Consider the following 4185-nt stretch of genomic DNA (forward strand, 5'->3'; position numbering starts at 1 on the left):
TCGCGATGGACACCCTTGTCTTAGGCTAACGGTTGGCACTATCAACCCCCGTATCGGACTTTCACCGACGAGCAAGCGCCCATGCTGGGCGCACAAACAAATCCCATAGCTCTAGGCTATGGGATAAATAATACCAGGATTAGGAGGTAGTAAAATGTCTTTTTTAGGACGGGCAATGGCTAGTATTGGAATTGGATCTGCTAAAGTCGATACCTATATTTCAAATACACGTTTACGACCTGAAGAAAATTTAATTGGGCAGGTTAAAATAGTAGGAGGCAACATAGCCCAGCAAATTGCTAAGATTTATCTATACCTCATGACGCATTATTTTCGTGAGTCTAATGATACTAAAATCAAAGAAAATATTATCCTTGCTCAATTTGAATTAACTGACTCATTCCTACTTAACCCTAAAGAAAAACGAGAAATACCTTTTAGTTTCATAATACCCAAAGATACACCCGTAACTATCGGCAATTGCTCCGTTTGGGTACATACTGGTCTGGATATTAAAATGGGCATTGATCCTACAGATTATGATAAATTACATATTTTACCCCATAGATATACTGAAGTTATCCTGGAAGCATTAAATAATCTAGGTTTTATCTTAGTACAATGTGAAAATGAGTACAGTCGCCTTCCCGGCAAGAGATTGCCATTCGTACAAGAATTCGAGTTTAAACCCGGAGAGCTTTTCAAAGGACAGTTAGCTGAGTTAGAAGTTGTTTTTTTGCCCAATCAATATGGTATAGAACTAATTTTAGAAATTGATCGAAGTGCTAGAAGTCTAAAAGGATTACTTTTAGAAAGCTTGGATCTAAACGAAAGATTAATTAGAATTAAAATTCCGGACTCCGAACTAGAAAAAGGTAGCAACTTTATGGCAGATTATCTTAGCAAAACTATCAGCAGATATCTTTATTAAAATCTAAGGCAGTTGAATTAAATAAAAGTCTACTGCCTTTAGTTTAATGTTTTATAAAAGCTTGAATAATATTTCTGCAACATAAGCGCTTACAATACCGCCAAGTACTACAATAATCATGTTTTGCCGTAAGAGAATTAGAACACTGGCAATACACGCACCTATTACAGAAGTAGTTACATTACCAGTTGCCGTTAAGACTCCTGGAAAGAGAAGCCCTCCCAATGCTCCATAAGGCATATACTTTAAAAACGAGCGAACAAACTGACTAGGTTCCTTTTCCCGGTAAAATATAAATGGCAGTACTCTTGTTAAATATGTGGCAAGTCCGCCTAAAAGTATTGTTATTATAAATAATGTATTCATATAACTTTTACCCCTCTTTATCCGGGAAAAATACAGCCCCTATGGTTGAAGTAATAATAATCGTTAACACAATGCGGAAGCCAAGGGATATTTCAGACAGTACAGGTGTATAAGTAAGAACTGCACTTATAAACATGGCAATAAATGAAATACCACAGATTACTTTCGACTGTTTCATAGGAGGAATAATTAAGCCTAGAAACATTACATATAACGCAAGGCCGATGCTGTTTGACATAGATTCAGGCATAGCTTCCGAAACGACTACTCCTAAGATAGTACCTCCTCCCCAGCCTAAATATGATATTGTTTCTGCCCCCAGCAAAAACATAGGAGTTATCTTTTCATCTGGCTGCATGGAGGCAACTACAAAATTTTCGTCTGTTAAGCCAAACCCCAGCAAAGCTCTCATAGGCATAGATACATTGGGACCTAATTTTTTGCTTATACAGAAAGACATTAGAAAATGACGAATATTAACAACAAATGTCGTCATCACAATCTCAACCATTTGCACATTCATAGCCATAAGCTTAATCCCAATAAATTGGCTGGCTCCAGCATAATTTGTCAAAGACATTAGTATTGCTAAAGTCGCAGAAACATTAAGACTCTTCGCCAATAAACCAAAAGTAAAAGCAATGGGTACATAACCCATTAAGATAGGAACCCCTGCTTCTACTCCTTGTAAAAAGTTAGATTTATTTACTTGGGTTTTAACTTTTGCTACACTTTCCATTCTATCACTCATTTTTACATATACTTAATAGTTTTAATAATAAATATACTATTATATTTATTATTATACTACATTTAGCTAGGTCTTTTATGTGATTTAAGGGAAGAATGTATTTAATCTACAGCTAATTTCTGCCATATTCATTGCTATATACTTTGTTAAATTGAAAATCCTTCTCCTTGTGAGGTGCCTTTTCCTCGTTAGCATAACCTAAAGCCAATACCGCTTCAACTTTAAACTTATCTGGTATTGAGAGTAATCTTTTAATGTAATCCTCTGCCGTTACTTTTTGATCATGCATCCTATTTCTTATTTGAATCCAACAAGAACCAATACCCATAGATTCAGCAGCCAATTGAATTATAATAGCAGCAATTGATGCATCCTCAACCCAAACATCACTTTTCGTTTCATCCGCAATGATGACAATCCCCAGTGGTGCATCTTGTAAAAAATCTGAGCCATGTTCCTTGGCAGATGCTAGCTTCTGCAGTAACCCTCTATCATTAACAACAACAAACTCCCAAGGACAAAGATTTCTCGAGGAAGGTGCCAATAGAGCAGCTTTAAGCAAATCAGTTATTATATTTTGGGGAATCTCCTTCCTTTGAAATTTTCTAATGCTTCTTCTCTTTTGTAAGATATCTAACATGGAACCCCTCCAAAGTAAATTTTTATCTAGTATAAATATAACCTCTTTTGAACATAATTAACTAGGGTGAAAAAAATGATTGTTTCATTTAAAAGAAATATTGGTCTCATGGACCGTTTAGCTAGATTATTAATTGGCGGAATTTTTATCTTTCTTGGGCTTTCTTCACTACCTGCAAATATAATCCTATCCGGAGCGGAAATTTTTGTAGGAGGCCTTATTGTATTAGAAGCTCTTATAGGATACTGAATTGTCTATGACTTATTAGGTTGGTCAACCTATAAAAAATAGTAGAAAAAAATTTGATTGTTAAATGTACTATTTTATTTTTTTAAATACTCTGCTTGGTACATCTTTAATATTTTATGCATTTTAGGATTAACCAGAGGAATTATTTCAAAGGGATTTAAAAAATCAACCTCATTTCCCTCTATATTATCGCTGTGCAGGTAACCATAATATTCTTGAGTAATATAAACTACAGTAACGGCATAATACTGGTCACCATTTGCTAATTTCACAAAATATTCAGAGCCAGAAAAAACGCCCAATAGAGCTAGATTCTTAATCCTTAGCCCTGTTTCTTCCTTTACTTCCCGTATAGCAGTATCTTCCAAAGACTCTCCAAGCTCCATTAACCCACCTGGCAAATCCCAAATATCATCCTTCCTTTTGATCATAAGAATTTGCTTTTTTTCGTTTAAAACTATAACTTTAGATCCAGTAAGAATTAAACTTCTGTGGCCAACTAATCCACGAAGATCTTCTATGTATCCCAATTTAATTTTCACCTCAAAATTTTCTAATTAAGCAATCTGTATTCTATGATGGAAAGATAGTACGAAGATTCAGGCCCTCTGCTATTGCTTAAGCTATCAGTCGAAGATTTTTAGGATAATTGCTTAACTACATGGATCTTAAATTTCTGGTGATGTCAAGGGCGGCCAACCTTCATCTGTCCAATTATGAGTAATATTTCCTACCCATACGGAATTTTGTTCTTTTATATTAAAATTTTGCTCTAACAGGTTTGGTGCTACAGGTAAATTATGATTACTATTAGTTAGTAGTTGCTTTCCATTTAGCTTTACGTTTTGATTTTATGCCTTTTCCTCATTATTCTGTAGACTGTCCCACGACTGTATGCTATGGTTTCTTTAGCGCAGGTTCTGATATTCCTAAGTCCTTTGCTACTAAACTTATCGTTCAGCCTTTTTCTACCACCATTTTTACAGCACCTGCTTTAAATTCATCATCATACCTATTATTATACTCAAAGATAACTTGTTTAGCTTCTAGAATTTATTATACTCAGGAGATAAGTCCACTTATTTCATTAATATTAGCCAAAGATTTTTTAAGGCATTTTTCTTACCAATTTTACAATTAATCATAAAAAAGTAATCGAGTAGGAGCTGAATAATTAATTAATTCAGCGTCCTCTCACACCACCGTACGTACCGTTCGGTATACGGCGGTTCAATAGAATTAATGTAC

The 4185-nt window shown here is 34.9% G+C and carries 6 protein-coding genes and 1 pseudogene; 2 read left to right on the forward strand and 5 right to left on the reverse strand.

The window, feature by feature from the left end:
• Positions 1 to 154 precede the first annotated feature (154 nt).
• Positions 155 to 931: a sporulation protein gene (locus tag RDV78_11265; protein ID MDS1031002.1), complete on the forward strand. Its 777-nt coding sequence runs from the start codon at positions 155 to 157 to the stop codon at positions 929 to 931.
• A gap of 51 nt (positions 932 to 982) precedes the next feature.
• On the opposite strand, the gene RDV78_11270 is transcribed toward RDV78_11265, so the two are convergent.
• From RDV78_11270 to RDV78_11280, 3 genes are all read right to left on the reverse strand, one after another.
• A complete protein-coding gene (locus RDV78_11270) occupies positions 983 to 1297 on the reverse strand; it encodes an AzlD domain-containing protein (protein MDS1031003.1) in 315 nt (104 codons plus the stop codon).
• Positions 1298 to 1304: 7 nt separating this feature from the next.
• Positions 1305 to 2036, reverse strand: coding sequence for an AzlC family ABC transporter permease (locus RDV78_11275; protein ID MDS1031004.1), 732 nt, complete (start codon positions 2034 to 2036; stop codon positions 1305 to 1307).
• A gap of 124 nt (positions 2037 to 2160) precedes the next feature.
• Complete coding sequence (locus RDV78_11280; GenBank protein MDS1031005.1) at positions 2161 to 2688, reverse strand: nitroreductase family protein; 528 nt, start codon at positions 2686 to 2688, stop codon at positions 2161 to 2163.
• 75 nt (positions 2689 to 2763) lie between these two features.
• Between RDV78_11280 and RDV78_11285 the strand changes: the two genes are divergently transcribed.
• Positions 2764 to 2937, forward strand: coding sequence for a hypothetical protein (locus tag RDV78_11285; GenBank protein ID MDS1031006.1), 174 nt, complete (start codon positions 2764 to 2766; stop codon positions 2935 to 2937).
• Between the two features lie 74 nt (positions 2938 to 3011).
• Here the strand turns inward: RDV78_11285 and RDV78_11290 are convergent, their stop codons facing one another.
• Both RDV78_11290 and RDV78_11295 read right to left on the reverse strand, forming a co-directional pair.
• On the reverse strand, positions 3012 to 3467 hold the full coding sequence (locus RDV78_11290; GenBank protein MDS1031007.1) for an NUDIX domain-containing protein: 456 nt from the start codon (positions 3465 to 3467) through the stop codon (positions 3012 to 3014).
• Between the two features lie 165 nt (positions 3468 to 3632).
• Positions 3633 to 3752, reverse strand: a pseudogene (locus RDV78_11295) (IS3 family transposase).
• Between the last annotated feature and the right edge of the window lie 433 nt (positions 3753 to 4185).

This window comes from Bacillota bacterium LX-D (assembly GCA_031628995.1).
Taxonomy (GTDB): Bacteria; Bacillota; DUOV01; order DUOV01; family Zhaonellaceae; genus JAVLUO01.